We start from the raw sequence: 26,381 nt of genomic DNA, 5'->3' as shown, positions 1-26,381 counted from the left end.
ATTAATAAAACATGAACACGTTACACGAATGGATTTTAATTTTTCACGCTAAGGATGATTCATTTACCCCTCCGGGAAAATAGCTCAGAATCCCATAGGGAAAGTCCAGATTACCAGCAGGGAACAACTAATACATTCTGCGACGGATAGCAATATTCTGTTTGAAAAGAATCGCACTTGACCGTCATGAATAACATCTGCTATGCATTTTTATTTTTAATATCCTCTTCTCTTGAGAATTGTCTATGGTTCGCCTGATTTATGGTCTGTTCGTTGTTTCAGGATTTGTTGGTCTTATTTATGAATCACTGTGGTCCCGGTATCTTAAATTATTTCTCGGACATTCGTTTTATGGTCAGATCCTGACACTTTCCATTTTTATGGGTGGACTCGGCATCGGGTCGTTTCTGGCAGGACGACTCTGTCGGAATATCCGGAATCCATTTTATGTCTATGCTGCCATTGAGTTGCTGGTGGGCGTTTCAGGTTTTGTCTTCCACGGAATTTATCTAGTCTGTACCCAATGGTTTTATGAAGCCGCCAATGTATATTTTTCGTCTTTCTGGTTTGCCAATCTGACCAAGGTGCTGATCTCCATGCTGATGACGCTCCCGACCGCGATCCTGCTTGGAATGACTTTTCCATTCATCACAGTGGGTGTCATTCGTGTCAGCAGAGATGAAGGACGTTCTTCACTGCCTGTGTTATATTTCACCAATTCTCTGGGTGCCGCCATTGGAATTCTGGCGACTTCCTATCTGCTCATTCCGGAAATGGGAACCATAGGAACTCTCGCCATTGCTGGTTCTTCCAATGTACTGATTGCATTGATGTTTTATTTCATCGCCAAAAAAGCTGATAAAATCATTGGCCCCAAAATAACAGAATCTTTTTCCGGTGCGGAATCTCACAAGGAAATTTCACATGAACTTCCGGATCAGCGCACCATTGGACTATGGTTGTTGATCAGCGGTCTGACAGGGTTTTCATCCTTCATTTACGAAGTTGGCTGGATCAGGCTTCTGGGGTTGTTGCTGGGATCTTCAACCCATTCGTTTGATATCATGATTTCCGCGTTCATCCTGGGGTTGGCCCTGGGAGGCGGTTATGCCCGCAAGCTGATTGACTCTTCACGAAACATCGCGCATACGTTGGCTTTCATCCAGATTCTCATGGGGGCGTTTGCGTTGAGCAGCATCTATTTTTACGAGCCGTTTTTTTACGCGATCAGCGACTCACATTCTGTATTCAGAAAAACAGAACTCGCCTATCCAGTCTATTCCATATTCAAATATCTGATCTGCCTATTGATGATGGCACCCACCAGTTTCTTTGCGGGAATGACACTGCCATTGATCACTTATTATCTGATCAATTTTACACGCAATGAAAAATACACTGGATTTGTATATGGCTGGAATACGATAGGAGCCATACTTGGCGCCTCTCTGGGAGGGTTATTGCTATTGCCGAATTTTCAGATCAAATACACCATTGCCTCAGGAGCTTTGATTGATATCGGTCTGGGACTTGTGCTGCTGGGTGCCTATAAGCTTTCCCGATGGAAGTTCATTGCGACACTCTGCGTTTCTGTGCTGGTCTTTATTCCTGTATTGCATATCAAACTTGACCCGAATCTTACCACAATAGGTGTTTTTCGTGGCAAGCTGAATGCCGGAGATTTTCATCAAATACTCGTCAAGGATGGAAAAACAGCAACCATCTCATTCACGTTCAATCCATTCAGGTCAATGATCGCAACAAATGGCAAGGTTGATGCGAGTATCGGATTGAAAGGCACCATATCTGAAGATGAATATACTCAGGCCGCTGCCGCGTTTGTTCCGATGGCTGCGATGAATCAGCCTTATGACGCCGCAATGATCGGGTTGGGCAGTGGTATGTCTGCACACTATCTGCTATCCGACCCCTTGTTAAAACATCTGGATTTGATCGAAATTGAAGAACAGATGTATGAATTGGCAAAAAATTTCTATCCTTATAATCGAAATGTGTATGACAGTCCCAAAATCCGTCCTATTTTTGATGATGCCAAAACCTATTTCTATCAGGCCAACAGACAATATGACCTTATCATTTCAGAACCATCAAATCCTTGGGTCAGTGGTGTTTCGAGCCTGTTCACCGAAGAATTCTACGAGCACATCCAACGATTTCTAAAACCAGAAGGCTTACTGGTCCAATGGGTCCATGGTTATTCCTTCAACACAGAACTCATGCTGACCATTATCAAGGCTCTGGATAATCGTTTTCCCTACGCAAAAATATATCTGGCTGGTGAAGCAAATTATGTGATTGTTGCAGGCAACACTGATTTCAATCTGGATGCCATTGATCGTTTTGAACGAGAACCAGAGATTGCTCAGGAATTTTTGAAATTCAAGGGGGATACCCGTTTGTTCGGCCCTCAGAATTTTATTGTTTCAACCCAGAGTCTACGCCCTATTCTGGAAGATGTGAATCCCAATTCATATTTTTTCCCTCTGGTTGATAACAGTGCGGAAAAAGCGTTGTTTCTGAGTCAGGAAGTGGATTTGTTCTGGTCATTTATAAATGCTATTTCATTTTATCAGGAAATTCTGGAACCAGAAAATTTTTCCAGAGCTCAAACAGATTATTTTAAAAATGCTCCGCCAATTCCTTCAGAAAAATTGGAATGGCTGACAGATTCCCTGCGAATTGCCCGCAAAAATTCCAACTGGAATGAGATTGATCATCAATTCAAAAAAATCACGCACCCCAGAAATATGGCACAAATGTGGGATAAACTGGAAGCTGTCACATTGTATCGTGAGCTAGTCCGAAAGGATATTCCCCCAAAAAAGTTTCAGGATGAATTTCTGTTTCTGGATTTTCTGTATACGGACCAGTTGGATCACCTGAAAGATTTAATCAGGAACATCCTGCAAAATTCATCACCGCCCAAATACAATCCTGTATTTCTGAGCGCAATGGAGGTCGAAATGCTGAAAGCCGGAGAAAAAGCCATGTATCTTCAAATTTTCCAGACATTCATCATGTCTGACACACGCTTTCCACCGCATGAGAAGAAACTGTTGAGTTGGATGGGAAATCACTTTGAAGAGCTGAATCGTCAGCTAAAAGAAAGGCGGGAGTGACCCGCCTTATGAGGAAAAATTATTTCAGACTGACTTTGATATATACATCACTGGTACTTGCGGCTGTAGCCTTGGCAGTGTTGACCTGCTCATCGGTTCCACCGGAAAGAGCATAACCGGATGCGGTATCAGTAGTTCCAAATGTATTTGTGACCAATACATAAGATTTTTGCCATGGATCATAGCGATCAGCTTCCATGTATGGGCCTCTCCAGGCGCCACCCAAGCTATTGTCTGTATATTTACCGGCATTGGCACCTGTACAGTTCGTATTGAAATGCGCATCCAGATCATCAGATGTCACAGTCCCTGCTTTGGACATGTCAATTTTTGCCGCTGCTGTATCTGTCAGCAGATGGGTTGTGGCTGTCTTGGTACATCCAATATTACCGGGAACCTGAAAGGTATCGCCATAAAATGACACAGACGCATTTCGTATTTCTTCCAGTTCGCTTTTTGCGCGGGAATTTTTTGATTTATCGAGTGTGCTTTTGATCAGGGGCACTGACGCCGCAGACATGATCCCGATGACCGCGATGGCGATTACAATTTCTACAAGACTGAATCCAGCCCATCTTTTTTTCCATTGTTTGAACATTTTCATACTTCCTCCAAAGAGATTAGTTAAAAAAATAAACAATATCTCACAATTGCCAATGTTTACAGGGGGCTGGTTAATCCCCCCCGATTTGGGAAATCGTTGTAAACAAAGATCCTCCCCTGGCCTTTGTTAGATATTAGATATGCATGTAGCGTATTCACTAGCCCTTCGTCAAGGAGTTTTTTTTGAATGCTCTTTACGCCTGCCAGGCTTGTTTTCAATGGACAGCACTTTGTGGTAACTGACAATATATCCGGCTGAAATCAAAGTTTTTTGTTTCCTCAATCCGAAATGATTCAGAGTGCGAACTGTCAGCCATTGGCCCTCTGCGTTAGCGGCGTTGTGATGAGAAAACTCATATTTTTTATTTAAAAAAGTTTATTGCATCACATGAGTTAATATTGCATAATATGGCCTCATTATCGTGAAAAAATAATTCACACAGTATTGATGAGGTCAGATGAGGGCCTTATTCCCGACCATCAAACAGCATGGTGGTTTCCTCAAGGGATTTGGGGGGTGTTGTCAGAATGATTTCAACTCGACGGTTGGTTTGTCGAGCATTCTGGAGGTCCTTGCCGGTTAATGGTTTGCCGTAAGTGTCTACATAGGGGGTTTTGGGACGCGAATCCGCATAGGCCGAAACGGACAGTCGTTCGCGGGCAAATTTGAGTTTTTCCATCATGAATACGGAAATATTGGTGGCTCTGGCCGAGCTGAGTTCCCAATTGCTGGGAAATTCACGGGTATGGATGGGCACATTGTCGGTGTGACCTTCCACAATCAACAGATCTTCACGATGTTCCGGCAGATCGCGGATTTTCTCAAAAAATGGAGTGAGCGCTTTGAAGGCCGAAGGCTGGATTTTGCCTTGTCCTGATTTGAACAGATAATCTTGAGGTAAGGAAACAATGCAACTCAGTTTAGTGGATCGAAGTTCATAGTTTTTAAAAAACGCCTTGTTGTTTTCCATATATTCACGGATGCCCTCGCAATTTTTCGGCTGAGTGGAAAGTGTGGTGAGCAGCACAAAAAAGCTGAACAGCAAGCTCATCAGATCGGCAAAAGAAACCACCCATGCAGGGGTTTCGGTTGATGCGTCTTTTCGATTGGCCATAGATCACAATCCCAAATTACCCTCACGCATCGCCGCCATTTTTTCTTCAGTGATTTTCTGACGCATTTTGAGAGGCAGATAAATGATTAAATCCTGGGAGATCGTATCAGGAATTTCACGCCGTTTGAGATAGAGCAGACCTTCTCTGATCATTTCCAGCAACATGATGTGCGACTCTTTCATTTGATAGCGTTTGGATGCTATCGGCAAAAACATGATCTGGGCCAGAAACACTCCATACAATGTCGTGATCAACGCAATGGACATTCCCCCCATCACACCGGCTACATCACCACCCGTATTTCCCAGCATCAGAATCAGACCAACCACGGTACCGAGCATTCCAAAAGCGGGAGACGCGGCACCAAGAAAATTGAGGACATCAATTTCTTCAAAAGAACGATAATTGTACATTTCAATTTCCGATCGAACAATTTCCTCAATCATGTTTTCTTCAACGATATCGACCACAATGAAATCCTGAACCCAACGTTTTAGATCCACTGAATGAATAGCATTGATATCCTCATCGGTGAGGATGGCATTGTTCACTCGTTTTTCAGCCAGTTTGAGAACGGTGTGATACACATCCAGAAATTCTTCCTTCTTCACGGATGACGCAAACACCCTGACAATGAACACAAAAGCCCCCATCGCCTTGTCAAACGGAAACGCGACCATCATCGCGGAATAGGCGCCGCCCATCACAATCAAAAACGATTTGAGATCAATAAAGCGGGACATGGTTCCGATCCATGAATCCTGAAACTCTGAGAATTTCTGTTCAAGTTCCTGAATCTGGTTGCGAGGCACCCCGTCTTTTTTCATCTGCTTTGTGGCCATTTCATATTCGCGCAACTGATACATGTAATAGTTGGACAAATGATCAGGCCAGGTGATTCCAAACAAGACGAGGGAAATACCAATTAAAAAGCCCAGAAGTGTGCCAATGGTGTCTTTCATAACTCAGACCTATAAAAAATTCTATGACTCCTGCTGTTCAAAATTCAGGGCTGGAACAGCATCGTGCTGTTGGGCCCACGCGGTGTTGATTTCTTTCAAATCGACCCTGTTGTTTTCTGCCATGCCACGCATGGATTGGGCAAACACCCTGCGTTTTTCCCGAATGTCATCCGGGGATGGTGTTTTTGCTTTCAAGGCAGATACAATCGCCTGACGGTTTTGCTCAGGAAAACACAGGATGACGGCTTCCTTGATTTCTTTTGTCGCACCGGAGATCGCAATAATGACATCATCCAGCGGTAAACGACGGACCACTTCCATCAAAACTTCTTTGGGTACAAACGGAATGGATTCAAAAATGAAACACCGGCTTTCCACCATATCACTCAAACGCTGATCAGAAATCCGCAAGCCGTTGATGATGTCCTGCCGAACTCCATGTTCGACCTCACCCAGGACATCAATCACGAGATTCACTCCATTGACCGCGACAGTATTGCTGTCAGGCAGGCTTCGTACCTTGTCAGCCAGATTATAAGCGACCTGCGACACCAGTTCGAGAGGAAGTTCCTCCATCTTGCCCAGATGCAGCATGACCTGAGTCCGTTCATCTTTCGGGAAATGTCCGATCACTTCTGTTGCCTGTTCACTGTTCAGGCGACTGACAACCAGTGCCTTGATTTTGACCGGTTCATCCTTGAGCAAAAACGCGATTTGCCCGGTAGACAATTTCAACAGATAACCAAAAGGATCCGTCGCTACTTTTTCAGGCAAGGTCAGCTTTTTAGTGAATAAAAATGTCCAGATATCCTTCAGAATCGAATTGGCCTCTTGTGGTGTGAACGAAAGATCCCGGGCCAGTTGTTCCAGATCCAGATAGGCCTCATGTCCCAACTGTTCGGAAAACAGCCGGCGGGCCGTCTGGGGTCCCATCATGGCCAGCAACCGTGTGAAGGCTTCGGTGGACTGTTTATCCCGTGTCATTTCCTCAATCAGATGCTGTTTCCAGTCTTCACGTCCTACCAGTTGTTTGATGATTTCCTGCAAAAGCCGGTTGTTTTCTTCAACCAGCAATATTTCCTGAACATGCTCATCCTGCCGGCGCACCAGATCTTGACGAGCCTGTTGAATCGTCGCGATGGCGTTTTGCGGAGAAGGCACCAGATCCCGGATGTCCACAGCGGATTTTTCCTGGGCGGCCTGCGCGGCTTTCTGCTGTTTCTGTAATTTAATGATTCTCCAGAAAATAAAGAGGATCAGGAGCAATAACAGCAAACTCACCCCTGCCTGTAGCCATTCCATTGGTGTTTGCGGAATCAGCATTTGTTCAAGGGTTGGTTCCGGTTCAGGTGTGGCGACAGCCTGATCTGAAGATGACGACGCACCATCCATGGCACTGCCATCAGGATTCAACGGTCTGGGACTGTCGCTTTCAAGTGGTTTGGGTTTGATCGGCATAAAATTGAATACATCGCCACGTTGAGAATTCATTCCGCTTAAGACGGGAATGATCTCTGTGATATAGGTGGCCAGCGATGGAGATATTTCTTTGTAAAGAATCAAATCCACACGCATCTGTTCCACAACCCAGTAAGTTTCGCCTTCAACGGCGACAGGGTCTTCGTTGGTTACAGGCGAGGGCGGTGTACCGAATCCGGGCAGGACTTCATCCGTTGATGAACTGAAATTTTTGAAAGGGAAGGTCTCAATGGTTTTTTTCTTTCCCTTCAGCCAGACTTTGATCACATAGTCCTGTGGTTCCATATAATGCCGCAGGCTGTTGTGAATGGCCGATTCAATTTCATACTGTTTCGCAGGCAGGGATGTGATGCGTTCTTCAGCCCATACATGCCCTGAAACGCATAGGCTCAGCAACAGACAGATCCAACCTGTTTTAAGATAGCGTGCCATCATTCGTTCTCCAATCGTTCGAGATACTGAGCAATCAAAGGATTGTCAGGCTCCAGTTCCAGAGATTTTTTCCAGTGTTTTTTTGCCTGTCCATACCATTTCAGGCGATAATACACCGACCCCAGCATGGCATAGCCCTGTGCGGAGTCAGGATTCATTTCAATGGCTTTATTGATTTTATCCAACGCTTCTTTCAGGTCATTCCTGAAAAACGCGGTGCGTGCTTCGAGCAATTGCTTGGCTGATTTTACTTCGACATCGCGTTGTTCATTGGCTGAAACAAGTTTGGGCGGTTCTGGCGTTATTTCAGGTTCAGGCATTTTTTCAACCTGATCAGTGGCCTCTGACTGAGTTTCCGGTTGGGATGCCATTGGCTTTTCAGTTCCTGGCATTTCTGCCAGTGGAACATAAGCGACTTTAAGAAAATCATTGGTTTCCAGATCAATTTCAGCGATTTTTGCATTCAGTTTTTGTCGCAGGACTTCCAGATCAAACGGTGATACCGGCTGATTGACCACCACAAAAATACTGTTGTAACGTGTCAACCGATGCACCAGGCCTGTTACTTTTTTCTGATCAATCGGCACCCACACCTGATTTTTAAATCCCGGAAGCCGCATTTGTGATATTTGCTTGTTGCTTTCAGTGATTGGAACAGTATTGACGAGATAATGGACAATCACTTTGACCTGAACATATTTGTCCAGCAATAATTCTTTCAGGGCTGTTTCCAGTTTGAACTCAAGATTCCGTTCCGTTTCCTGTTGCTCTGAAAGCGAAGGCAAATCCATTTCTTCAATCGGTGACTTCGTTTTGGTTTCAACAACTTCAGGTTGTTTTGGTTTCTGGTCCACTTCTGCTGGTTGTTCCAGGGTTGTCCCCTCAGGTTTGCCATACAGTTTTTTCAATTGTTCAAAGGGCGCGGAAATAATTTCGTTGGTGTTTCGTGGTTCGGGCCGTCTTGGCTGTTCCTGCACTGGCATCGTTGGAGCAGAAGCATTGCCTGCTTTTACGGGCGCAGGGGGCACAACAGTAGAGTCCGCGGCCTTTGAGGGCGCGGTTGATGTAACAGGCACCGCAGTCGTCGCGGGTGCTTCTGGCACAACTGGCATTTCCGCCGGAATATCCATAGCGGAATCAGGCAAAATGGAAGGTCTGCTAGGCATTTCTGCGGTTACAGCAGAGGATTCCGGTTCTGCCGCGTAAAATGTTCCGAAAAACATTCCGGTCAGTCCCAAACATAACAATGTCAGTCCAAATCGTTTCAGTCTCATGGTCATTTCACCAAATTCATAAGCATTTGTTTTGCTTCTTCGTTTTCCGGATCAAGTTTGATCAAATGCTCCCATGTTTCGCGAGCACGCTGTTTGTCCTGAAGCAGAAAATACAGCGACCCCTGCATTTTTAGCAAACTCAGGCGGTCGTCCCGTTTTACACTGATCTTCATGGCCTTTTTAACCAGATCCAGGCCACCTGCATAATTCCCTGATTCAAAAGCGGTAAGAATTTCCCGTTTGTATTCTTCCAGTTGCGCAACCTGTTGTGGCGAAATCTGACCATAATCTTTTTCCGGAAACCGTTTGCGGGTGATGGTCAACTGGTCGCCATCCGCCATGTCCATGTGAATGGCATAGGGAATCGTGTTGCGGAGAAACTCATCGGTATCCGGAGAGGTCAGATCATTGAGCAGAACATTGATATTGATATTCATGCGGTCACTCACCTGATCCGTTGCAGTGGACATGGAGGCCACAGAAATCTGATCGCCCTGTCCAGTGATGCTCTGAATGTTTTGTCCACCTTTCATACTGAGCCGGACATTGACCACAAAATCATCCTGACTCAGATATTCCTGAATCATTTTCTGTACTTTTTCACGGATCAGTCGTTCTTCCTCAGGCGCAATACTTTCGGGTGATGCCTTGGGGAAAATCACACGCTCCACGGTGGCCGTGTCTCCGCGTGATTTGACAAAAAAAGTTTGGGAAGGCAGTAGCAGTCGGACAAATTTTTCCTGATATGCTGGCAGTGTGTTGTCCAGCATAATCCTGGTTTCCTGCCGAATCACGGCCTGTTCCAGTTCATAATTCAATTTATCGGGCGCTTTGGTTGATGCTGTTGGGACGGGTTGTGTGCTTCCCATTGATTCTTGAAATGGCACCCCCTTGAGTTGGAGTTCTTCCAGTCGTTTTTCATCCCAAAACAGTTTAATGGAAACATTGAAACGATCACGTGGAATATACCTCAGCAGTAATTCTTCAATCAAACGTCGTTTTTCATTTTCAAAATCAATGGTCTGAATACCGACTCTGGCACTGGTAGGATCATGCAGTGGGACTGCGATCACGAAATTTGGATTGTCGATAGGGTGTGTGATGCTGGAATCAACGCCCTCTTTTTTCAGCACAATCCGGATCTGCTTTTTACCACCAATGGTTTCCTCCAGAACGCTGATTGAGCTTTTTCCACCATCAATGAACTGATTATAAATGGTTTGTCTGGATACTTTGGGGGCACTTTCCACCTCTTCAGCGGAGGAGGAACATCCTGCGAGACCTCCTGTCAATAACAGCCATGCCGCATATTTACGAAATTGACGCATACTACCTTCCCTGGAATCTATGAATTAACATCCGTGTTTGATTACCACTGCCATCCTAAAGCCATATACGTCGCACCAGTTGTTTCAGGAGTCGTCAAGGCAGGGATGAATGACATATAATGCAGATTAATGGTGAGTTTCTCACCTACCGCGATTTTTGTTCCGACTTTAGCATAAAACGGTGACGTCAAGGCGGGAGCCAATAATTGCCCCATGCCCAATACACCCGCGATTGTCGCACGACCGCCAAGAGCCTGAACCATCTCATACATGGCAGTGCCGTCAATCATCAATCCTGAAATACTGTCAGGATATTTGGTGGTCAACTTGCTGTTATTGTCTGTCAGAAGTGCCACATTTCCTGCAAACAACCATGATTCCGATATGCGCTTGGAAAGTTCCATTCCAAGAATATAGGCTGAATGATCAATGGATGTGCCATCAATGGCAATTGGAATGTTGAATCGTCCCAGATAGATATTGGTATATTCTGTTCGTCCACCCGGATCACCGGTGATGATCTCCGAAAACGCAATTTTTCCATCCTGGGCATCATAAGCGGTGAAGGTGACAGAAAGTTGCCGTTCGCTCATGAAAACAGAAATGTCCAGAAATCCTGCGACATTCAGTTCACGTGCTTTGGAACGTCGGTAGGCATCTTCCGCGATGCCGCGACTGATTTTGAGAAAACTTCCGGAAAGCTCACTGCGTATCTGCCCGCATTCATCGCATTTTCCGATTTTCAAGGCCACATCCGTGGTCAATATTTCATACAATCGGGAAACCAGAACCCTTCTTAATTTGGGACTCAGATTTTCATCGATGGTGGTGGTCGAAATTGCGACCGAGGGAATCCGGTTATGCATGCGCTTGACAGCGGCCAGCAATTCCGGCGTCATATTTTCCAGTTGACCAATCTCCCGATCCTCCCAGAAAATACTGGATTTTTCTGTTTCTTCCGCCATGGCTGTCAGCCAGCAGCATGATAATAACATCAATGTAATGAGTAACCGTTTCATCCGACCTTTTCTTTGAAGACAATTATTAAATCTGAAGTCAGCAGAATTCTGATTTTTGTTCTTGCAAAGAATAATCCATTCAGAAAGGTTGATGAAATTTTTTAGGAATTTTTTTGAATTTGTGGGTGAAGAGGGGGGCGAGAAGGGTGGAGGCCGTGGTTTTGCCTCCACCGTAGTGTCAGTTGCCCTGAACAGGGATGATTCGTACTCTGGATTGTGCATTCTCAACTTTGGGAAGCGTCACAGACAACACGCCCTTTTTAAAGGAAGCCTGCACTTTGTCAGCCTGTACTTCACAAGGCAACTGAATGGATCGTTGAAACGAACCATAGGAACGCTCAATATGGTGATACTCTTTTTGCTTATCTTCTTTTTCCTGATTTTTCGTTCCCTTGATGGACAGAATGTCATCCTTCAGGGAAATTCGAATGTCCTTTTCGTCCATCCCCGGAATTTCAAGAGTCACATCAATCTGTTTTTCATCCTCACTGACATTCAGTTTCGGTGAAAACATGCTGCCGCCCTCTCGGCCCCAGAAAGTGGAGGGAGACCAGAAATCCTTGAAAAAATCCTGAAATAGCCGGTCCATTTCACGATGAAACATCACCATCGGGTGTTGATCCATCGCAGTGTCAACTTTGACAGGATTATTATATCCATCTTTTTTTTGATTCCATGTGATCAAATCTTTCCATGACATATGACCTCCATGCATAAAAAGTAAAGAATAATACTTCGAAATATTAGGCGAAACCTTTGTTATGACAACGTATTAAAATCAAGAGAATCCATTGATTCATAAGGTCCCCAGTTGTATCCACCGACATAATCATGTTGGTATATTTCCTGTGGGGCCAGAATTTTAATGGATTTTCCTTTTGCGAGAAAATTTTGCATGGCCTGCTGAATTTCCTCATGTGTCAATTGCTTTTCCTCGTGCTGTTTTCTCATATAGATCCTCCTGTTCTCCTGAAGGCCCCATGCTCCAAGGCACAGGGCTTATCAATGGTCAACTGATCTGAATCTGTCTTGGCTGTGCTTTTTCCGCCTTGGGCAAAGTCAATGTCAGAACGCCATCATTGAGAGATGCTTCAATTTTATCCGTATTAATCGAACTGGATACAGTGAATTTGCGGGTGTAATGACCAACATTGTATTCCGTATAAATCGGATTCAATCCCTGATACGGGCTGAAATCAATGTGTCCCTCCACTTCCAGCACCTGGTTTTCCAGACGGATAGCAAGATTTTCCTTCAAGACTCCCGGCATGTCCATATTCACAATCAGCGACTTATCGGTTTCAACGATATCTGTCGGTGGACTATAAAATCGACCTGCGACAGTTTTTTCCTCACCAGATTCCTTTTTGGTGACATTCTGCTCTGTTTTATTCAGATCTTTATTTTCGATACTCATATGACCTCCTGATCAATTGGTTCAGTGATTATAATTATTTATCAATTGATGGCAATTTGCCGTGGTTTATCCTGTTCGGCTCTGGGAAGAGAAACCACCAGCAAGCCGTTTTTGAGTTCAGCCCTGATTTTATCATTATCAACCCGGAAGGGTAATTTGATGGATCGATCAAATTTCCATGCGCCACGCTCCATGCGATGACAACTGCAATTTTCGCTATAATCCAGTTTCCGTTCACCGGATAGCCGGATCATATTTTCCTTCACCTCCATCTTGATGTTTTCCTTATGCACACCAGGAAGTTCAGTAACCAGCACCACATCTCCATCTTTTTCAAACAGATTTACAGGCGGATTCACTCCGCGACTGGTGGTGTGGCCTCCGAAAAAATCATTGGCATGTGCCCGATCAAGCGCATCCTGTAACGACAGCATTGCATTGACTGTTCTTGAGAGTGAATTATTCCACATATCAACCTCCATATGTTTATGTTTTTAATATTATTAGCACTCACTTAACTTGAGTGCTAATATATCAAATAAAAAATTCTTGTCAATCCCCCTTTTTAAAAATTTTATTTTTTTACAGAAAAGGAGTTATTGGTATCAGGGAAGGATATCAGTGGCATGAAGATGCCCTTCAAACCTGTTTTTCGCTAAACAGGAAAACTCAGTGCAGAGCGATAGTCTTGCACAGAAACTGTTACCATTCACTCACCTCATGGGACAAAACGGGAATGAAACGTATAAAACACTGGTTATGGCGTATCTGGATTCTGATTGCATGGACCACAGTGGCTCTGGCCCAGGAACCATCTGAATTATTACCTGAGACAACAGCTTCAGGAGAAACAAAAACATGGTGGCAGGTTGGATTGCTGGAAATGACCTATCAGGGATACACAGAACATCCGTTTTATGTCATGACAGGAAATGAAAAATTCCGGGATGGGGGCGGCTCCTTCAATGCCTCCTGGGCCAACGTCGGGGGGCTTTCAAAAGATCGGCACACTGAAGCTGAAGAGTCCAGATGGGGGAAGCTTGCGCATTCTCTGCCACCATTTTCTATAGAATATTTGATATCGCTGGAATCCTCAATCATCTCCGCGTTGAGTTGGACAGGTGGGTATACCAACACATGGCTTACGGATAATACCTCAAAAAATGTCCAGAATGATCCCATCCAGTCCACCCCGATGATTCACTTAAGGACACATTATTATTATATAGCATTTTCATTTTACGCAGAGGACTCATTGTTACCGCCTCCCCTTCGTTTATTTGCGGGAGTCGGGGCCATGCATGTGGAAAGCACACTCCATACAGCGTTTCGGGAGGATGGTACAAAAATTCCGGTGGACGATCTGGAAGAACGCTATGATCACTTTGTGGCTGATTCCCTGATTGGCTTTCAGCGAGCGGGATTAACCCTGAAAGGTCAGCAAGGCTGGGGATTGAGCGCTGAATTCTGGCTTTTGGATAACAATCCCGTATTGTGGAATCCTTTTTATCACAGCAGATTGATCACAACAACTCCCGAAGCTGAATATGTCGGACTCGGTGGGCACATGTGGAAAATCACCGGAATTATCGATTTTGAATAGTCCCGTCATAAAAACACAATATTTCGACAAGAAAAGCCCCCCACTTTCAATAAATTTTCTCATTGATTTTTCAGGATGATCAGCGTAGAACATTTGCTCTAATGAACAAGTGTCCGCTTAATTATTATTAATATATATTTGATATTAATAAATTTTATTAAAACACATAAAAACTGATTCGAAAGGTGTTCATGGGTGTTTCAAGCAGGCATATACTCAAACAGGGGACAGTCCTCGCTGGCATGGGGAAAACCGTATTGACCGCGTTCATGCAGCGTTTTGATCACAGGCAGGGCTCTGCTATCACTATACCAGGGCCGGAAATCCAGAAAACATTACCGCCACGCTCGCTGGATCTGGTGAATGATTACATTCGACATGTTGGTGGGGATCCCGGAATGTACAAGAAAGAACTTCCGCCCCATTTGTTTCCTCAATGGGCCTTCGGACTTGCCTCTCAAACTCTGTGCGGTGTCCCTTATCCGTTAATGAAAGTCATGAATGGCGGTTGCAGGATTGAAGTCAATCACCCCCTGCCCAACAATGAACCCCTCCAGATCACAGCACGCCTTGAAGATGTTAATGACAATGGCAAACGCGCTGTTCTGCACCAGAAAATTATTACAGGAACCGCTTCAACACCCAACGCGCTGACAGCTCATTTATATGCGATTGTTCCCTTGCCCCACAAAAAAGAAGAAGGCGGGAAGAAATCCGAGCCTGCAAGGGTTCCCAAAAACGTTCGGGAAATTGGATTCTGGAAACTGAGTGCCCACGCGGGGCTCGATTTTGCCAAGCTTACAGGCGATTTTAACCCCATCCACTGGATCCCTTCCTATGCCAGGGCCTCCGGATTTAAAAGCACCATTCTGCATGGCTTTGGAACCATGGCCAGAGCGATGGAAGGCGTGAACCGCATTTGCGGAGCCGATGGTCGTAAAATCAAGGTGTTCGATGTGAAATTCACCAGACCGTTGGTGCTTCCAGCAAAAGTTGGATTGTTTGTGACAGAAAAAAATGAAGTGTTTGTGGGAGATGCTCCCGGAGGACCGGCCTATCTGACAGGTCATTTTGAAATGCAATAACTTTCTCTCAACCTGAATACTGTAAAGGAGTTTCATGAGTGATTTCTTACTTGAGCTAGGCAAAAATCCACAAGCACGGAAATGGATTAAATCTCTTGGTCTGCCAATTCCCATGCCACAGGCACTTGAGCGCGATCAAGACTCGTGGAAAGTTCGAATACTGGCCAATCAGCAGGCTGGCATTTATGTGGCCGCAGGAAGTTTTGCCGCCTCGGAAATTGCCACGACGCTGGCAGAAGCCGGAGCGTCCCTGCATGTAGCGGGCGACTCAAAAAGCCTGACGGCCTTCAACGAACCTACAGAAGCTTACGGACAACCCATCCAGAAACTCGATATTTCCGGAAAACCCGCGGAAAATCAAAAATTCAAGGTTCTTGTTTTTGACGCAACCGGCATTTCTTCTCCTGAAGAATTCAAACAGGTGTATGATTTTTTTCATCCGCTTGCGACCAAAATGGAAAAATCAGGGAGAATCGTGATCGTAGGATGCAATCCGTCCAGCATCAAAGCCGACATCTCACGGGCTTCCGTGCAGGGGGCCTTGAGCGGATTCACCCGCAGTATTGCCAAGGAAATCGGCAATAATGGTTCCATCGCTCAACTGATTTATGTTTCCGAAGATTGTGTTTCACGACTGCCTGGCGCCTTACGTTTTTTCATGTCGCCCCGATCCGCGTATATCTCAGGGCAACCTGTCACACTCAGCAATACGGCTAAGGCCTCCAAAGACAAACCCGCCTGGACTTCACAACTCGATGGAAAGGTCGCACTGGTGACAGGCGCGGCCCGAGGGATTGGTGCCGCCACCGCAAAAATTCTGGCACGGGAAGGTGCAAGAGTCGTGTGTCTTGACCGACCGGCAGATGATGGACCAGCCAGTCAGCTTGCCCGTGAAATCAATGGTGATGTTCTGCTGGTGGATGTCACTCAAGCGGATGCGCCTCAGCAAATTTCAGATTATCTGAAAAAAACGTATGGTGGTGTGGATATTGTTGTTCATAACGCGGGCATCACCCGTGACAAAACCATTGCCAGAATGACTCCTGAATATTGGAATCAGGCTGTCGATGTCAATCTCGGCGCTGTCCTGAGGATCACGGAACAATTGCTGAAAGGCACTCTCAGAGATGAAGGACGGATCATTTGTCTGTCTTCTATTGCAGGGATTGCCGGCAATCGGGGACAAACCAACTATTCTGCCTCAAAAGCGGGAATTATCGGATTCGTCCGGCATTTGTCCAATCTGGTGGCTGATCGAGGAATCACCGTCAACGCGATCGCACCGGGATTCATTGAGACTCGCCTGACAGAGGCTATTCCGGTAGCGATCCGTGAAGTGGGTCGCCGTATGAACAATCTGGGGCAAGGCGGCCAACCGGAAGACGTAGGACAGGCCATTGCTTTTCTGGCCACACCGGGAGCCCAGGGCGTTACCGGGGAAGTGATCCGAGTGTGTGGTGGTGCAATTTTGGGGGCTTGAGGTGTTTCCGGCAGATCCTTCCCCCACACTGCTTTTTCAGGACTGTAGAGGCACGCTCTGGCACGTCTCTACGATTTTCAGGCAGAAGATCTGTCAGGAGAATTTTTGCATGCTATTCTGTTCACGTACCTAAACATTATTGGAGTAATTTCATGACAACTGATAATACCAAACAAACAGCACCCACGACCAAACCACCTGTCAAGAAAACAGCAAACAGCCACAGCACAACGACAGAAAAAAAAGCACCAACGGTTCAGGTGTCACAAAACTCTGGTTCCAAAAAACCAATCAGGGCTGTGATTGTGGCTGGTGTCCGAACACCCTTTGTCAGAGCATTCGGCCCCTTCATGAAAATGGATACGATTGCTCTGGGTGATCTGGCCGTAAGCGCACTGCTGAAACAAACCGGTCTGCCCAAAAAAGAAGTGGAAAGCATTGTCTGGGGTGGCGTGGTTCTGCCTTTTGGCGCACCTAATCTGGCGAGGGAAATCGCCTTGGATCTGAAGTTTCCTGAATACACTGAAGGCATGACGGTTACACGAGCCTGCGCTTCCGGCTTACAGGCGCTAACCCTTGCCGCCGCCGCGATTGAACGGGGAGAAGCTGATATTGTGATTGCCGGAGGCTCCGATTCCACCAGTAACGCTGAAATCCGGTTGCCGCAAAAACTGGTTCATGCCTTGGCGCCTTTCGCCTTTGGTAAAGGAAAACCCTCGGATATTTTGAGCGTATTGCCCCAACTGCTTCCTTTTCGTGACATTTTGCCCAGCAAACCAGAAATCGCGGAACGCACCACGGGTCAGGTCATGGGAGAATCCGCGGAAGAAATGGCACAACGCAATCAGATCAGCAGAGAATCCCAGGATGAATTTGCACTCAGATCCCACCATCGTGCGGCCGCGGCCATTGCCTCCGGTCGGTTTGATCGTGAAGTGACTCCTGTCCAGACAGAAGATGGAAGTTGGATTCATGCGGATGGTCTTGTTCGTGGTGACACCAGCCTGGAAAAACTTTCCAAACTCAAACCTGTATTCGCCAAAAACGGGACTTTGACCGCGGGCAATTCCAGTCCGCTGACGGATGGAGCCGCGGCTGTACTGTTGATGAGTGAAGAGAAAGCCCGTGCGATGGGTTTCAAACCGCTGGCCTGCTTTCGAAGTTGGGCTTATTCCGGTGTGGACCCTTCAGACCAATTGCTGATTGGCCCGGCAATTTCCATCCCGAAATCACTGGATCGTGCCGGTCTGACACTCAAAGACATGGATCTGGTAGATATTCATGAGGCCTTTGCCGCACAGGTGCTGAGTGTGCTGAAAATGATGGCAAGTGATGGTTTTGCCAAAGTGAAACTGGGCAAATCAAAAGCCACGGGAGAAGTCGATATAGACCGCTTGAATGTGCATGGCGGGTCCATTGCGATCGGGCATCCCTTTGGCGCCACCGGAGCCAGAATGGTGACCACGCTGGCTCATGAACTTCATGAACGGAACAAACAGTTTGCTGTTCTTGGAATTTGCGCGGCCGGAGGGTTGGGAGGATCAGCCGTTCTGGAACGAGTCGAATGATTTTTTTACTCCTTGCCGGAAATCAGACGCTGGCAAGGAGTTTTCCTACCCATAAAATCTGTCCCAGAATCACAACGCCACCATTGAATTCACCGGAGGTTTTTTCTTCAGAATAACGGTTGTTGTCACTGAAAATCCGGAACGTCCCATCGACCAGTTTCTGCATTCGCCGAATTTTGATGCTCGCATTGGAACGAATCAGATAGATCCCTTCTCCCCGATAATTTGCCTGTAGATAGACCACAACTCCGTCTCCGGGAGACATCGTAGGTATCATGGCATCGGTAGAAACCTGCACCATGGCAAGTTCTGCCGTTTTTCCAGAATAAAACTGCCTGAGCCATTGCCGGGTGAACGCAAACATTTCGCCTGTCGGGCTGAGATCCGCAACAGACGATTGCAGAACATGATACCAGGGGATGAGTTCAAAATCGTCCAGTGTTGGCTGGGTATTTTCAGGAGTTGACGACGATTTCTGGATCTCCGGTTTGAGATTTTTTTCTGGTTGAGTTCGTTTGGCTGAACTGGCGAAAATCATTTTTTCAAGTTCCAGACAGGCTTTCAGCAATTCCTCATGAGCCCAGACATTAGCGTCACCATAGGCGGATAGTTTTTCATTTTTCAAACTATCCGCAAAGACATGCACTTGCTCAATCACAATTTTATAGGCGATCGATGGATTTGCAAGCATGAAAACTGTTGCTACAGCGCCCTTGATGCTCAGGGCAAGATCATGGACGGTTCGCCGCAATTTGATTTTCCGCTTATCGGATTCCATCTGCTGGTCGTTGAGCAATTCCTCAGCTTTTTCAAGCAGTTTCAGAATTTCCTTCGACATGCCGGATTCCACAACGTTGGTAGCAGAAGTGGTCCGTGGGATAGTGAGCTTAAAATGTCGCTCCAGTTGATGGTAAACCGCTTCTTCCTTTGGATCCAGAACGCCGTCGGACCAGGCGACCTGCCATACTTGATCCAGCAATAATTTACAGACATCTTCCGAGTCCGGCACAGGAATCTGTTTGAGTAACTCCTGAAAAGGGGTGGGATGCGTCAAATCATATTGAATGGTGTATTCATCTTCTGTCGAGAGTTCCAATTCATACACCAGTTTCTGCAGGTAGGACAGTTCATCAGGCATTAAAACGCCATCAGCCTGAATCATGGCGACAATCAATCGGACACACACCAACTTGTCCACATTATAAGTCACCAGTTTATTGATATCATATGATGTCAGTTTTTCCCTCATGCACGACTCCTGTGTGAATTCTTCCGGAATAATTCTGCAAATATTTATTCGCTTAACAGGACCAGCTAAAAAAAGAAACTTTTTTTTAGCTGACATCAAACAGCAATATCCAAGAATCCTGAGATCGCCACAGGCCCATGGAGGCCGGGGCCTGTTCTGAAGGGCAAAAATAGTAAATCACAGGATCCCGACCACGTTGACAGATTCAGGAGCAAATGAAAATTACCCCTCCTGTGATCCTTGAACGGGGGGTCTTACCCTGAAATTAATGGTTGTATCTTTAGACTGAATTCGGTATGCAAAATCATAATTTTTTGCATTCTGACTGATGTGTATCCATGAGTTCATCCCGAAAAATTAAAAAAGCTGTTGAGATCAAGGGCATTGGGGATCATTTAGCATTGATTATTCACGAAGCACTGCCATTTGATCAACTGGTGAATGATGTCCGCCATTTGATTAATCAGGAATCAGCCAAGCATTTTTTGCATGGTTCCAGGATCATTCTGAAGTCTGACGCAAAACGGTTGTCGTCTGAAGAATTTGTGATGCTGCGTGATCTTCTGAGTGCTGAGGGCAAAATGGAACTCAATCTGTCCATTCCACCGCAGAAAACCAGCGTTGCGCCCCCTCTTCAGTCTGAAGATCAAGCTTCAGCAGAAAAAAAGGAAACCCCTGTCATCTCAGGCACTATGCTGGAAAAACAAACCCCATCCACGGATGAAATCACTCAGGGACTTGTGCTTGAGGATGCGCTTATTGTCCGGCAAACATTGCGTTCCGGACAAAAAATCAGGACCTCGCGTAATGTGATTCTCCTGGGGGATATCAATCCGGGAGCCGAAATTATTTCAGCGCAGAATATCTGGGTTTATGGAACCATACGTGGACTTGTCCATGCAGGATCTGAAGGAAATGAAAAATCAACCATCATGGGGTTACGGCTTATGTCGGGTCAGGTCCGAATCGCCCATTTGCTTGCCGGACATCACCAGCTCAGGGAATTTATTGGACCTGAAATTGTGTTTGTAGAAAACGGAGAGATCCTGTTTGATCTCTATCCTAAACTTCGTTAATTTGATCAAATCACTATCTTTCATCAATTTAGAGGATTATCATGGGTGAATCTATTGTTATCACATCAGGAAAAGGCGGTGTAGGAAAAACGACCACCACCGCAAACCTGAGTACCGCCCTGTCCAGTTTCGGCAAAAGTGTGGTCGCCATTGACGGTGACATCGGTTTGCGAAATCTGGACATCATCATGGGACTAGAAAACCGGATTGTTTATAATCTTGTCGATGTCGCAAAAAAACGTTGCAGCATCCGTCAGGCACTGATCCGCGATAAACGTAACAAAAACCTGTTTCTGTTGCCCTCTTCACAAGTGCATGACAAAAACGCGGTGAATGAAGATGAAATGCGTGAAATCTGTTCAGAACTCAAAAAAGAATTCAATTATGTTCTGATTGATTGTCCTGCCGGCATTGAGCAGGGGTTTAAAAATGCCATCGCCGGGGCTGACCGTGCGATTGTGGTCACAACGCCTGAAGTTTCGTCGGTGAGAGATGCTGACAGAGTCATCGGCTTGCTCCAGCACCATCAGATCCCTTCCGCGCTGGTTGTCACACGACTTTCACTCTCGATGGTGGAGGCTGGAGAAATGATGAGTCAGGATGATGTCATGGATATTCTGGCCATTGATTTGCTGGGTGTCGTTCTTGAAGATTCTGATATCATCGTTGCTGGAAATCAGGGAATTCCTGCGGTATTGAACGAAAATTCCGCGGCCGGGCAGGCTTACAAAAGAATTGCCCGCCGTATTTTGGGAGAACATGTTCCCATCCCGTCGCTGGAGCAGAGAAAAGGGATTTTGGCTCGCTTGTTCGGTAAATAATTTGATCCGTCACTCAATTCATCATAGAGGAAATATGCTCAGTAGCCTGGGAAAACTGTTTCGCCCCAAACAACACAGTGCCGGTACCGCAAAAAATCGTCTCCAACTGGTTCTTGCCAAAGAACGTATCGGCTTGTCTGAAACTCAGTTGGATGCAATGAAAAAAGATCTATGCGATGTGATTTCAAAATATTTTGAAATTGACGGAGATTCACTTGAAATTGAAATTCTTAGAAAAGATGGTCAGCCTGCGCTGTCTGTAAACACCCCCCTGGGAACCCAATTGAGGCCCAAATCATTCAATGGCTAGAGCATTCAATGGTTTGCAGGATCTGTCCGATCTTCCTAAAGAAACTTTTTCCTGCTGTAAATAATTTGGTGATGAAATCCTGTGGCCCGCCACGATGTCATCCTCGTGAAAACGGGGATCCAGGAGTGCGCCGATGGATTCCGTGTCAAGCACGGAATGACACAGTGCGATGGCTTGAATCGGTTGCCGTCACCAGAAAATTTTCAGCAACAACTTTTTTGGTGAAAACTTAATACAGGATCTCAAGTTTTTTTGAATCCTGCCGATGATAGACTCAAGAATAAAATTGATCGGGTTGCTCATTAACCTCAATTTACAAAAGGAGTCTGTTATGGGAATGAGTATTAAACATAATGTCGCGTCACTTAACTCATTGCGACATGCCAATGATGCGTTCACCAAGGTGGGTAACAATATTGAAAAACTCACGACTGGACAAAGTATTAACAAAGCCGCGGATGGACCTGCCACACTGATTGCGTCTGAACGGCTCCGGGGTCAGATTGTCGGGATGCAACAATCTCTGGACAATGCTGAATTCTCAATTTCAATGGTGCAGACCGCTGAAGGTTCTCTGAATGAAATCAGCTCCATGCTGATCAACATCAGACAATTAGCCGTGCATGCGGCCAACGAAGCTGTCAATGATAAACCAATGGTGGAAGCGGATCAAAGTGAGATTGAACATTTACTCAGTTCCATTGACCGAATTGCCAACAATACCATTTTTGGTGACAAGAAATTGCTTGATGGCAGTAATGGTGCCCGTGGGGTGACCGTTGGACCCGGACTTCGTTTTGTCAATGCGACCACTGACACCAAGGCTTCTCCTGAAAATGGCTATGAAGTGGATATTTTGCAAGTTGCTACCAGGGCCAAAGCCACTGGAACTGTGCCACTCACAGCAGAAAATATTGGGCAAGGAATCAATCTGATTATCAATGAAGGGAACAAAACAGCGGTTCTTGATACCTCGCGGGGTGAAATCAAGGCGGAAATTGATAAAATTGTGGAAAACACCCGGCAGGATCCGCAACGATTTCCCTCAGAAGAGGCGTCACAAAATATTCGGACCATTGTTTTGACCCAGTTGCGTAAAAAGGTGGAAGAATCAGGTTTGAAGGTTGATGTTTTTACAGACCCTAATGGTATGATGGTGGTGCGTCATCGTGAATTTGGTGATGAACCAACATTGTCTGTCACGAGTTCGGTCGCGGGCATTCTCTCTGAAAAAGAAAACATTGCGATGTTTGCCGAACCCGGTAAGGATATTGAAGGAACCATAGGTGGTGAAATCGCACTGGGCGACGGACAGTTTCTAACCGCCGTTGAGGGCACCAAAGCTCAGGGACTGACCATTCAATATGACAGGGAACTGGGTTTGAAAGAAGTTCCGGTGTTTGATGAAAATGGCTTTGAAGTGGGTGTCAGCTATGTCGAAGAAACCAATGATGAACTGGTTGGCAGTCCCAGCAATCCTAAAAGCGAAGGTTATGTCCATGTTTCGCAGGGTTCCATTTCCTTTCAGATTGGCCCTCAGGAAGGACAACAGGCAAAATTGTCGATGGTCGATACCCGAACCAAAGAAATGGCTCGCGGGATTCCGAATGAAAGTCGCTTCACCAGTCTGTCTGATATTGATGTGACCACCCCCCAGGGAGCACGAGATACCATCAACATGGTCGATGCGGCGGTAGATGAAATCACAAAAATTCGGGGTGTTTTTGGATCGTTCCAGAAAAACGCACTGGAAAACAACCTCAACAGTTTAAAAGTTGCTGAGGAAAATTTGACACAGGCGGAATCAACCATCAGAGACGCGGACATGGCAGAGCAAATGTCACAATTGACTGGCAATCAAATTCTGCTTTCATCCAGCACAGCCATGTTGGCACAAGCCAATCAGGTACCACAATCGGTACTCGGATTGATCACCGGACAAGGAGGATGAGAATTTCATGAGTTATCTTTACTGGATCCATACCTGCAATAATTTTGATAGAACCCGCTTTATTCCCTTCAAGGCAGGGACTCATCATGTAGGGTGGGTCCGGGAGTCATTTCTCCCGGATTTACGTCATTTCCCCGGCATTTTTCGTGTACAGAAGGATGAAGTACGGATTCATTCTACCATTCAAACATTTGAGGACCGAACCGCCGCCATGCAGGAAGTTCTCAAATACCTTCAACAAAAAGACCTCCTCCCGGCCCTGTATCATGAACTGTATCCAGCCTGTGCCCTTGATTCTGATCAGCCTCCCTTGTTTTTGCTTGAGAGAGCCGTTGTTCCGCTGTTTGGAATTCGTGCGTTCGGCATTCATCTGAATGGTATCGTGCACAAACAGGGACGTTGTTATATGTGGATTGCCCGGCGTGAGATGACACGCTCTTCATATCCGGGACTTTTGGATAACCTCGTTGGCGGTGGCAAATCCCATGAACTGACGCTCTGGGAAACCATGCTCAAGGAAGCGGCAGAAGAAGCTGGCATTCCGCATGATCTGGCTTCTCAGGCACGAGGTGTGAGTGCCATCAATTATTGCATGGAAACCAAAAATGGTCTTCGACAGGATGTGATCGTCAACTATGACCTTGAATTACCCAAGTCGTTTCAGCCTTACAACCAGGATGGCGAAGTTTCTGAATTTTATTTATGGTCTCTGGATCAGGTTCAGGAAATGGTAATCAGTACCAAAGAATTCAAAACAAACTGCAATCTTGTCATCATCGATTTCCTGATCCGTCATGGATACATTTCACCGGACAATCCTGAATATCTGGCACTCAATCAGGGGCTTCATCCATCCTTCCCTCAAACATAACTCCATAAAATCCCCATGTTCTTACTGGTGTCATCTGTAGTACTGGTTTTAGCACTGTCATCCATGTGTTCATTGTTTGAATCGGTGTTATACTCTGTTCCTGAAAGCCACATTGAAACTCTGGTGAGCAAAGGTCACAAAGCCGGAATTGAACTCAAACGTCTGAGAAAGGACATTGATCGTCCTATTTCCGCCATTCTCACACTCAACACCGTGGCCAACACGGCAGGTGCCGCCGTTGCGGGATTTGCCGCGGCCGAAGTGTATGGGGAAGCATGGCTGGTATATTTTTCTGCGGTATTTACTTTCTGTGTTCTTGTTTTCGCGGAAATTATCCCCAAAACCATTGGCGTGCGCTATGCCCGTGAACTGGCGGTATGGGTTGCGTTCCCCATTTCCTGGATGGTCCTTTTTCTCACTCCGGTCGTGAAACTCAGCGGCTTCATCACTTCCTTCATCAATCCAGCCAACGATTATCGCGGTCCGACACCTGATGAAATCCGTATTCTGACGCATGTCGGCCAACGGGCTGGCACAATCCACCAGTTCGAGGGAGAAGTGATCAAAAATATTCTGAATCTTAAAGACAAGATTGCCGCTGAAATCATGACTCCCAGGGATCATGTTTTTTCGTTGTCAGCACATAAGAATCTGGCGGAGGCTGTGGAAGATGCTTCCGACCAGGGCTATAGCCGTATTCCTGTTTATGACATGGACCCTGAGGATATCGTGGGCCTTATTCTGCAAAGAGACCTGTTTGACGCGACCGTGGATGGTCGTGATGATGAAATTAAAATTTCAACACTCATGATCGCGGTACATTTTGTCAAGGAAAACACCAATGCCCAAATTTTGTTTGATGAATTTCTCAAACGGCATCAACATTTATTTGTCGTATTGGATGAGTCGGGCAGAATGACCGGGGTTATCACGCTGGAAGATATTCTGGAAGAAATTGTCGGCAAGGAAATTGTCGATGAATTTGACTCTGAAGAAGAATTGCAGGAAGAAGTCAGAAAACGTCGGGAGCAGATTATTTCTCAAACCCGCTGATTGGGGAAAAAGGTGGTTCATGGAATGGGATAAACTTCAACTCATCATGTTTTTTCAACAGCATGAAGGTCATAGAATCATGCTGGAAGAAAAAAATTCCCGTTTTAAAATCAGTGGCATTTGCGGTGAAGTCAATGAAATGGATTTATGTAGTCATGATTTGCAGGAATGCGCACTGACCTTAAGCCTCCCTGAAGTAGACATCCAGTTTACCTTTCATGAACAGTTCATGGGCATTCATATTCTGCTGGAAAACCCGGAAACCGGGATGGCAGAACTGTCACTTCCTCTGCGCTGGGAATATGCCAGTTTGACGGTGTCACTCCTTTCCTGAAAGTTCTACTGTTGTAAAAGGGGGTTGGTCACATTTCCGGCCATGCGACCAAAATTCGGTCTTTGATTTTCCACTTGGTTTGGTGTCTTGTCCTGATATAAGTTTACACATCCGATAAACTTAAAAGAGGACAGACCATGCAAAAAGCGATACGATTATCAACAAGTAAATATCACATCAGATACACAGAAGAATTTAAGCGTCAAATCC

Annotated in this window: 24 protein-coding genes; 12 read left to right on the top strand and 12 right to left on the bottom strand. The window is 45.8% G+C overall.

From position 1 onward, the window contains the following. Positions 1 to 245: 245 nt before the first annotated feature. Entirely contained in the window at positions 246 to 3,140 is a 2,895-nt protein-coding gene (locus tag HQM11_17155) for a fused MFS/spermidine synthase (GenBank protein MBF0352765.1), read from the top strand. A 19-nt stretch (positions 3,141 to 3,159) separates the two neighbouring features. On the opposite strand, the gene HQM11_17150 is transcribed toward HQM11_17155, so the two are convergent. From HQM11_17150 to HQM11_17100, 11 genes are all read right to left on the bottom strand, one after another. Next, complete coding sequence (locus tag HQM11_17150) at positions 3,160 to 3,744, bottom strand: prepilin-type N-terminal cleavage/methylation domain-containing protein (protein ID MBF0352764.1); 585 nt, start codon at positions 3,742 to 3,744, stop codon at positions 3,160 to 3,162. Between the two features lie 466 nt (positions 3,745 to 4,210). Continuing rightward, positions 4,211 to 4,858: an OmpA family protein gene (locus tag HQM11_17145; GenBank protein MBF0352763.1), complete on the bottom strand. Its 648-nt coding sequence runs from the start codon at positions 4,856 to 4,858 to the stop codon at positions 4,211 to 4,213. 3 nt (positions 4,859 to 4,861) lie between these two features. Beyond that, positions 4,862 to 5,821, bottom strand: coding sequence for a MotA/TolQ/ExbB proton channel family protein (locus tag HQM11_17140; GenBank protein MBF0352762.1), 960 nt, complete (start codon positions 5,819 to 5,821; stop codon positions 4,862 to 4,864). 21 nt (positions 5,822 to 5,842) lie between these two features. Beyond that, positions 5,843 to 7,735, bottom strand: a complete 1,893-nt coding sequence (locus tag HQM11_17135; GenBank protein MBF0352761.1) for a hypothetical protein — start codon at positions 7,733 to 7,735, stop codon at positions 5,843 to 5,845. After that, positions 7,732 to 9,006: a tetratricopeptide repeat protein gene (locus HQM11_17130; GenBank protein MBF0352760.1), complete on the bottom strand. Its 1,275-nt coding sequence runs from the start codon at positions 9,004 to 9,006 to the stop codon at positions 7,732 to 7,734. The genes HQM11_17135 and HQM11_17130 overlap by 4 nt, the downstream gene beginning before the upstream one ends. A gap of 2 nt (positions 9,007 to 9,008) precedes the next feature. Then, positions 9,009 to 10,334: a tetratricopeptide repeat protein gene (locus HQM11_17125; GenBank protein MBF0352759.1), complete on the bottom strand. Its 1,326-nt coding sequence runs from the start codon at positions 10,332 to 10,334 to the stop codon at positions 9,009 to 9,011. Between the two features lie 41 nt (positions 10,335 to 10,375). Beyond that, positions 10,376 to 11,353, bottom strand: coding sequence for a hypothetical protein (locus tag HQM11_17120; GenBank protein MBF0352758.1), 978 nt, complete (start codon positions 11,351 to 11,353; stop codon positions 10,376 to 10,378). Between the two features lie 178 nt (positions 11,354 to 11,531). Further along, complete coding sequence (locus HQM11_17115) at positions 11,532 to 12,053, bottom strand: Hsp20/alpha crystallin family protein (GenBank protein ID MBF0352757.1); 522 nt, start codon at positions 12,051 to 12,053, stop codon at positions 11,532 to 11,534. 59 nt (positions 12,054 to 12,112) lie between these two features. After that, positions 12,113 to 12,304 carry a hypothetical protein gene (locus HQM11_17110; protein MBF0352756.1) on the bottom strand — a complete coding sequence of 64 codons (192 nt, stop codon included), beginning with the start codon at positions 12,302 to 12,304 and terminating at the stop codon, positions 12,113 to 12,115. A gap of 58 nt (positions 12,305 to 12,362) precedes the next feature. Continuing rightward, complete coding sequence (locus HQM11_17105) at positions 12,363 to 12,770, bottom strand: Hsp20/alpha crystallin family protein (GenBank protein MBF0352755.1); 408 nt, start codon at positions 12,768 to 12,770, stop codon at positions 12,363 to 12,365. Positions 12,771 to 12,811: 41 nt separating this feature from the next. After that, complete coding sequence (locus HQM11_17100; protein ID MBF0352754.1) at positions 12,812 to 13,240, bottom strand: Hsp20/alpha crystallin family protein; 429 nt, start codon at positions 13,238 to 13,240, stop codon at positions 12,812 to 12,814. A gap of 266 nt (positions 13,241 to 13,506) precedes the next feature. Here HQM11_17100 and HQM11_17095 point away from each other — a divergent pair, with 266 nt between their 5' ends. From HQM11_17095 to HQM11_17080, 4 genes are all read left to right on the top strand, one after another. Then, on the top strand, positions 13,507 to 14,373 hold the full coding sequence (locus HQM11_17095; protein MBF0352753.1) for a hypothetical protein: 867 nt from the start codon (positions 13,507 to 13,509) through the stop codon (positions 14,371 to 14,373). Between the two features lie 242 nt (positions 14,374 to 14,615). Beyond that, the gene (locus tag HQM11_17090) at positions 14,616 to 15,458 is read left to right on the top strand and encodes a hypothetical protein (protein MBF0352752.1); all 843 of its coding nucleotides are present in this window, start codon (positions 14,616 to 14,618) and stop codon (positions 15,456 to 15,458) included. Positions 15,459 to 15,492: 34 nt separating this feature from the next. Then, complete coding sequence (locus HQM11_17085; GenBank protein ID MBF0352751.1) at positions 15,493 to 16,938, top strand: 3-oxoacyl-ACP reductase; 1,446 nt, start codon at positions 15,493 to 15,495, stop codon at positions 16,936 to 16,938. Between the two features lie 152 nt (positions 16,939 to 17,090). After that, a complete protein-coding gene (locus HQM11_17080; GenBank protein MBF0352750.1) occupies positions 17,091 to 18,506 on the top strand; it encodes an acetyl-CoA C-acyltransferase in 1,416 nt (471 codons plus the stop codon). A 22-nt stretch (positions 18,507 to 18,528) separates the two neighbouring features. Here the strand turns inward: HQM11_17080 and HQM11_17075 are convergent, their stop codons facing one another. Further along, on the bottom strand, positions 18,529 to 19,755 hold the full coding sequence (locus HQM11_17075; GenBank protein ID MBF0352749.1) for a hypothetical protein: 1,227 nt from the start codon (positions 19,753 to 19,755) through the stop codon (positions 18,529 to 18,531). Positions 19,756 to 20,093: 338 nt separating this feature from the next. On the opposite strand from HQM11_17075, the gene HQM11_17070 reads away from it, so the two are divergent. The 7 genes from HQM11_17070 (at position 20,094) to HQM11_17040 (ending at position 26,171) form a co-directional block, all read left to right on the top strand. After that, complete coding sequence (locus tag HQM11_17070; GenBank protein ID MBF0352748.1) at positions 20,094 to 20,831, top strand: septum site-determining protein MinC; 738 nt, start codon at positions 20,094 to 20,096, stop codon at positions 20,829 to 20,831. Positions 20,832 to 20,872: 41 nt separating this feature from the next. Beyond that, the gene (gene minD, locus HQM11_17065) at positions 20,873 to 21,652 is read left to right on the top strand and encodes a septum site-determining protein MinD (protein MBF0352747.1); all 780 of its coding nucleotides are present in this window, start codon (positions 20,873 to 20,875) and stop codon (positions 21,650 to 21,652) included. Positions 21,653 to 21,686: 34 nt separating this feature from the next. Further along, the gene (minE, locus tag HQM11_17060) at positions 21,687 to 21,962 is read left to right on the top strand and encodes a cell division topological specificity factor MinE (GenBank protein MBF0352746.1); all 276 of its coding nucleotides are present in this window, start codon (positions 21,687 to 21,689) and stop codon (positions 21,960 to 21,962) included. Between the two features lie 337 nt (positions 21,963 to 22,299). Beyond that, a complete protein-coding gene (locus HQM11_17055; protein ID MBF0352745.1) occupies positions 22,300 to 23,913 on the top strand; it encodes a flagellin in 1,614 nt (537 codons plus the stop codon). Between the two features lie 7 nt (positions 23,914 to 23,920). Beyond that, a complete protein-coding gene (locus tag HQM11_17050; GenBank protein ID MBF0352744.1) occupies positions 23,921 to 24,784 on the top strand; it encodes a DUF4743 domain-containing protein in 864 nt (287 codons plus the stop codon). 15 nt (positions 24,785 to 24,799) lie between these two features. Next, positions 24,800 to 25,837, top strand: coding sequence for an HlyC/CorC family transporter (locus HQM11_17045; protein MBF0352743.1), 1,038 nt, complete (start codon positions 24,800 to 24,802; stop codon positions 25,835 to 25,837). A 19-nt stretch (positions 25,838 to 25,856) separates the two neighbouring features. Continuing rightward, positions 25,857 to 26,171 carry a hypothetical protein gene (locus HQM11_17040; protein ID MBF0352742.1) on the top strand — a complete coding sequence of 105 codons (315 nt, stop codon included), beginning with the start codon at positions 25,857 to 25,859 and terminating at the stop codon, positions 26,169 to 26,171. Positions 26,172 to 26,381 lie beyond the last annotated feature (210 nt).

The organism is SAR324 cluster bacterium, from assembly GCA_015232315.1.
GTDB lineage: Bacteria > SAR324 > SAR324 > SAR324 > NAC60-12 > JADFZZ01.
Note: the sequence above shows the minus strand (reverse complement) of the source record. Positions and strands in the feature narration are given on the sequence as shown.

Excerpts from the sequence above, each read along its gene's own strand:
- HQM11_17155 (MBF0352765.1), top strand. The coding sequence starts at position 246 with ATGGTTCGCCTGATTTATGGTCTGTTCGTTGTTTCAGGATTTGTTGGT.
- HQM11_17150 (MBF0352764.1), bottom strand. The coding sequence starts at position 3,744 with ATGAAAATGTTCAAACAATGGAAAAAAAGATGGGCTGGATTCAGTCTT.
- HQM11_17145 (MBF0352763.1), bottom strand. The coding sequence starts at position 4,858 with ATGGCCAATCGAAAAGACGCATCAACCGAAACCCCTGCATGGGTGGTT.
- HQM11_17140 (MBF0352762.1), bottom strand. The coding sequence starts at position 5,821 with ATGAAAGACACCATTGGCACACTTCTGGGCTTTTTAATTGGTATTTCC.
- HQM11_17135 (MBF0352761.1), bottom strand. The coding sequence starts at position 7,735 with ATGATGGCACGCTATCTTAAAACAGGTTGGATCTGTCTGTTGCTGAGC.
- HQM11_17130 (MBF0352760.1), bottom strand. The coding sequence starts at position 9,006 with ATGAGACTGAAACGATTTGGACTGACATTGTTATGTTTGGGACTGACC.
- HQM11_17125 (MBF0352759.1), bottom strand. The coding sequence starts at position 10,334 with ATGCGTCAATTTCGTAAATATGCGGCATGGCTGTTATTGACAGGAGGT.
- HQM11_17120 (MBF0352758.1), bottom strand. The coding sequence starts at position 11,353 with ATGAAACGGTTACTCATTACATTGATGTTATTATCATGCTGCTGGCTG.
- HQM11_17115 (MBF0352757.1), bottom strand. The coding sequence starts at position 12,053 with ATGTCATGGAAAGATTTGATCACATGGAATCAAAAAAAAGATGGATAT.
- HQM11_17110 (MBF0352756.1), bottom strand. The coding sequence starts at position 12,304 with ATGAGAAAACAGCACGAGGAAAAGCAATTGACACATGAGGAAATTCAG.
- HQM11_17105 (MBF0352755.1), bottom strand. The coding sequence starts at position 12,770 with ATGAGTATCGAAAATAAAGATCTGAATAAAACAGAGCAGAATGTCACC.
- HQM11_17100 (MBF0352754.1), bottom strand. The coding sequence starts at position 13,240 with ATGTGGAATAATTCACTCTCAAGAACAGTCAATGCAATGCTGTCGTTA.
- HQM11_17095 (MBF0352753.1), top strand. The coding sequence starts at position 13,507 with ATGAAACGTATAAAACACTGGTTATGGCGTATCTGGATTCTGATTGCA.
- HQM11_17090 (MBF0352752.1), top strand. The coding sequence starts at position 14,616 with ATGGGGAAAACCGTATTGACCGCGTTCATGCAGCGTTTTGATCACAGG.
- HQM11_17085 (MBF0352751.1), top strand. The coding sequence starts at position 15,493 with ATGAGTGATTTCTTACTTGAGCTAGGCAAAAATCCACAAGCACGGAAA.
- HQM11_17080 (MBF0352750.1), top strand. The coding sequence starts at position 17,091 with ATGACAACTGATAATACCAAACAAACAGCACCCACGACCAAACCACCT.
- HQM11_17075 (MBF0352749.1), bottom strand. The coding sequence starts at position 19,755 with ATGAGGGAAAAACTGACATCATATGATATCAATAAACTGGTGACTTAT.
- HQM11_17070 (MBF0352748.1), top strand. The coding sequence starts at position 20,094 with ATGAGTTCATCCCGAAAAATTAAAAAAGCTGTTGAGATCAAGGGCATT.
- minD (MBF0352747.1), top strand. The coding sequence starts at position 20,873 with ATGGGTGAATCTATTGTTATCACATCAGGAAAAGGCGGTGTAGGAAAA.
- minE (MBF0352746.1), top strand. The coding sequence starts at position 21,687 with ATGCTCAGTAGCCTGGGAAAACTGTTTCGCCCCAAACAACACAGTGCC.
- HQM11_17055 (MBF0352745.1), top strand. The coding sequence starts at position 22,300 with ATGAGTATTAAACATAATGTCGCGTCACTTAACTCATTGCGACATGCC.
- HQM11_17050 (MBF0352744.1), top strand. The coding sequence starts at position 23,921 with ATGAGTTATCTTTACTGGATCCATACCTGCAATAATTTTGATAGAACC.
- HQM11_17045 (MBF0352743.1), top strand. The coding sequence starts at position 24,800 with ATGTTCTTACTGGTGTCATCTGTAGTACTGGTTTTAGCACTGTCATCC.
- HQM11_17040 (MBF0352742.1), top strand. The coding sequence starts at position 25,857 with ATGGAATGGGATAAACTTCAACTCATCATGTTTTTTCAACAGCATGAA.